This window comes from Streptomyces sp. MH60 (assembly GCF_002939385.1).
GTDB lineage: Bacteria > Actinomycetota > Actinomycetes > Streptomycetales > Streptomycetaceae > Streptomyces.
Map to the genome: position 1 here is coordinate 1 of NZ_MULI01000162.1, position 4,111 is coordinate 4,111.

Consider the following 4,111-nt stretch of genomic DNA (forward strand, 5'->3'; position numbering starts at 1 on the left):
GGCCGGGACCACCCCGGCGACCGCCGCGCCCAGGCCCTCCGGACGGGCGGCGGGCACCCCGGCCCGGGCCGCCGTCGTGAGCGCCAGCCGGGCGGCGGTCGCCGAGACCACGGCGGCCAGCGCGCCCCGGGCCCACGATCCGTCGTAGGCCTGGGCGAGGGCGGCCACCTGGGCGAGCAGGGTGAACAGCAGGGTGAGCACGCCGAACGGCCCGATGTCCGACTGCTTCATGATCCGCAGGGCGTCCTCGGCGGGCTTGCCGCTGCCCAGTCCGTCGGCGGTGTCGGCCAGCCCGTCCAGGTGCAGTCCGCGCGTGAGCACGGCGGGGACGGCTGCCGTGGCGACCGCCGCGAGCAGGTGTCCCGCGCCCAGGAGCAGCAGCAGGAGCCCGGTGCCCGCGGCGGCGACACCGACGGCCAGCCCGGCCAGCGGCGCCCACAGCATGCCGCCGCGGGCGGCGTCCCGGTCCCAGCGGGTGACGTTGACCGGGAGCACGGTGAGGGTGCCGAAGGCGAAACGGAGGCCGTCGGGGGAGGGGGTCCTGAGCACCGGCGCAGACTACCCGGCGGTCGGAGAGGCGTTGACGGGCCTCGGGAATGCTGCGTCATCCGGGGGACAACCCCCGGACCCCCGGCCGGAACAGCGCGAGCGGCACGACCACGGCTGGCGTATCGCCGTAACGTGCGCATATGGGAGATTGGTGGCAGCGCAACATCGTGGAACCGGGCAAACTGCCGCTGCTCCTCGCGCTGACCTCGTTCGTGCTGACGTTCGTGGTCACCCGGGTGATCACGCGACTGATCCGGGCGGGCAAGGGGCCCTTCGGGAACGTCAAGGCGGGCGGGGTGCACATCCACCACGTGGTCCCGGGGATCGTGCTCACCGTCATCGGCGGGTTCGGCGCGGTCGCGGGGGGCCGGTACGGGTTCGGGTCGGCGTTCGCGGCGGTGGTCTTCGGGATCGGGGCGGGGCTCGTGCTGGACGAGTTCGCGCTGATCCTGCACCTCGACGACGTGTACTGGACCGAGGCGGGGCGCAAGAGCGTGGAGGTCGTGGTGCTCACCGCGGCCCTGGTCGGGCTGGTCCTCGCGGGGTTCACGCCGTTCGGTGTCGACGGGATGTCCCAGGAGGAGTTGCAGGACCGCGCGAATGTCATCGCGACCGTCGCGGGGAACTTCTTCTTCTCCCTGCTCGCCCTGGCCAAGGGCAAGGCACGGCTGGCGATCTTCGGGGTCATCGTGCCGGTGATCGCCCTGATCGGCGCGGTCCGGCTGGCCCGGCCGGGCTCCCCGTGGGCCCGCCGCTGCTACGCCCGCCGCCCGCGCGCCCGGGCACGGGCCCGGCTGCGCGCCTACCGCCACGACCGCCGCTGGTCCGGCCCGCGCCGCGTCGTCCAGGACTGGATCGGCGGCCGCCCGGACCGGCGGAGACCTCCGGCAGCTCCGCCGCCAGCGACGCCGCCGCCTGGACCAGGGGCAGCGCCAGCAACCCGCCCGCGCCCTCGCCCACCTTCACGCCCTGGGACAGCAGCGGCTCCATGGCCATCCGGTCCAGCGCCTTGGCCTGCCCCGGCTCCCCGCTGTCGTGCGCGGCCAGCCACCAGTCCGGCGCCCGGAAGGCGACCCGCTGCCCGACCAGCGCGCACGCCGCCGTCACGACGCCGTCCAGGATCACCGGCATCTTCCGCACCGCGCTCTGCAGCAGGAAGCCCGTCATGGCGGTGAGGTCCGCGCCGCCGACCGTGGCGAGGAGTTGCAGCTGGTCGCCGAGGACGGGCCGCGCGCGGCGCAGCGCGTCACGGATCGCCGCGCACTTGCGCATCCAGGCCAGGTCGTCGATCGGCAGCCCGCCCCGGCCGGTGACGACCGACGCGTCCGTCCCGCACAGCGCCGCGACCAGCACACCCGCCGCGGTCGTGCCGCCCACGCTCACATCGCCGAGCACCACCAGATCCGTGCCCGAGTCGACCTCCTCGTCGGCCACCGCCATCCCCGCCCGGAAGGCGGCCTCCGCCTCCTCGAGGGTCAGCGCGTCCTCGATGTCGATGCGGCCGCCACCGCGCCGCACCCGGTGTCCCGCCACCTCGGCCGGCAGCGTCTCGGGCTCGCAGTCCAGGGCCATGTCGACGACGCGCACGGGCACGTCCAGACGCCTGGCGAGCACCGACACCGGCCGGCCGCCCTCCAGCACCTCGCGCACCAGCTCACCGCCACCGCCCGCGGGCCGCGCCGACACGCCCAGCTCGGCGACCTTGTGGTCACCGGCGAACAGCACCACCCGGGGGCGTACGACGGGGCGCACCGGTACGGCGGACTGGGCCGCCGACAGCCACTCGCCCAGGTCGTCGAGGCGGCCCAGCGATCCGGGCGGAACGGCCTGACGCTCCCGGCGCGCCTCGGCGTCGCGGCGTACCCCGCCGTCGGGGCGCTCGATCAGGTCGGTGAAGTCGTCGAGATTCAGCGAGCTCATTCGCCGAACAGTACCGGCCCCGGTCGAACGCCAAGGAGGGCCCGTGGGCAGCACGCCCGGGCAGCGTCGTTGCACGCCTGAGCGCGCTCACCTACGTAACGTTTTGCCTGGAATGTCGTTACCTGTCCTCGTGTGTCGGGAGCCGCCCGTGTCCGGAACCTCCGCCCCCTCGGTGCCTCCCGTCCCCTCGTACGGGCCGTACCGCGAGGACTGCCCCTGGTGCGGCTCGCGGCGGCTGCGGGCCCGGCGGCGCGGTGACGGGCCACGGCAGGGGGCGCCCCACCGGTCCCCGGTCGAGCGGTGCTCCGACTGCCGGCACGTCTTCCGCAATCCGCCGCTCACGCCCGGGCCCGGACACCCCCTGGTCCGGGCCGGCGTCCGGATCGGACACGTGCTGGCCGCCCGGGCGATGGTCCGCCGCTGTCCCGAGCCCGAGAGCTGGCTGGACGTGGGCACCGGGGACGCCGACTTCCCGCTGGCCGCCCGTGCGTACTTCCCGTACACCTCGTTCGACGGCCTGGACCCCACCCCCCGTGTGCTGCGGGCCCGCGTCGTCGAGCGGGTGGAGGAGGCGTTCGTCGGGCGCCTGACGGACCACCATGTCGCGGTCCGGGTGCGGGAGCGCTACGACGTCGTCAGCCTCTTCCAGTACCTGGAGCGGGTTCCGGACCCGCGGGCGGAACTGCGGGCCGCGCTGGGAGCGCTGCGGCCCGGCGGGCACCTGCTCGTCGACGTGGCCGATCCGCGCCGCCTGACGCCCGTCCACCCCGTCGGACTGAGCGCCGAACTCGTGGCCCAGGGCTGCACGGTCCTCACCGGCGTCCGGGGCCACCGCGTCATCGCGCGCAAGGACGCCTCAGCCGCGTAGCACCAGGGCCTGGCCCGCCACCACGAGGAGGACCTGCTCGCACTCGGCGGCGAACGCCGCGTTCAGACGGCCCAGTTCGTCCCGGTAGCGGCGGCCGGACGCGCTGGCCGGGACGATGCCCGAGCCGACCTCGTTCGACACCGCCACCAGCGTGCGCCGGGTGGCGCGGACCGCCTCGGTCAGCTCCCGCACCCGGTCCCTGAGCGCCCGTTCGCCGCCGTCGGCCCACTCCGCGTCGTCCCACGCGCCGACCGCGTCCATGGCGTCCGTCAGCCACAGGGACAGGCAGTCGACGAGGAGGGGCGGGCCCTCGTCCTTCAGGAGCGGCACGAGATCGCAGGTCTCGGTGGTACGCCAGGAACCGGGGCGGCGCTCCCGGTGGGCGCGGACCCGGGCCGCCCATTCGGTGTCGCCGCCCCGGGTGCCGCCGGTGGCGACGTAGAGCACGTCGGGGAAGGACTCCAGGCGGCGTTCCGCCTCCACCGACTTGCCCGACCGGGCGCCGCCCAGCACGAGGGTGCGCCGCGGTACGTCGGGCACGTCCTCGTACGAGCCCACCGCCAGCGTCGTGCCGTCCGGCACCGCCCGCGCGCCGGCCGCCGCGAGCCGCCGCGCGAGTTCCCGGCCCGGCGGCACGTCGTGGTCCAGGTGGACGGCGACGACGTCCGTGGTCGGGCCCGCCGCGCCCACCGCGCGCAGCTTCGCCAGCGCGTCCGGCCGTCCCACGACGTCCGCGAGGATCAGGTCGTACGGCTCCGCGGGCTCCTCCAGGCC

General features: G+C 75.6%; 3 protein-coding genes and 2 pseudogenes. 2 read left to right on the plus strand and 3 right to left on the minus strand.

Going from position 1 to position 4,111, the window contains the following annotated elements; genetic code table 11:
* Positions 1–549, minus strand: a 549-nt coding sequence (locus tag BZZ08_RS38155) for an adenosylcobinamide-GDP ribazoletransferase (RefSeq protein WP_104636704.1), incomplete at its 3' end; no start/stop codon positions are given.
* Between the two features lie 140 nt (positions 550–689).
* Between BZZ08_RS38155 and BZZ08_RS39770 the strand changes: the two are divergent.
* Positions 690–1,427, plus strand: a pseudogene (locus BZZ08_RS39770) (hypothetical protein); the annotation flags it as partial.
* On the opposite strand, the pseudogene cobT reads toward BZZ08_RS39770, so the two are convergent.
* Positions 1,420–2,469, minus strand: a pseudogene (gene cobT / locus BZZ08_RS38165) (nicotinate-nucleotide--dimethylbenzimidazole phosphoribosyltransferase); the annotation flags it as partial. The pseudogenes BZZ08_RS39770 and cobT overlap by 8 nt on opposite strands.
* Before the next feature lie 112 nt (positions 2,470–2,581).
* Between cobT and BZZ08_RS38170 the strand changes: the two are divergent.
* A complete protein-coding gene (locus tag BZZ08_RS38170) occupies positions 2,582–3,337 on the plus strand; it encodes a class I SAM-dependent methyltransferase (RefSeq protein WP_198601950.1) in 756 nt (251 codons plus the stop codon).
* Here the strand turns inward: BZZ08_RS38170 and BZZ08_RS38175 are convergent.
* On the minus strand, positions 3,326–4,111 hold a 786-nt coding region (locus tag BZZ08_RS38175), incomplete at its 5' end, for a bifunctional adenosylcobinamide kinase/adenosylcobinamide-phosphate guanylyltransferase (RefSeq protein WP_104636706.1). The two genes, BZZ08_RS38170 and BZZ08_RS38175, sit on opposite strands and share 12 nt — an antisense overlap.

Bases quoted from the DNA above. Each gene is read 5' to 3' on its own strand.
- BZZ08_RS38170 (WP_198601950.1), top strand. From the start codon at position 2,582: ATGTCGTTACCTGTCCTCGTGTGTCGGGAGCCGCCCGTGTCCGGAACC.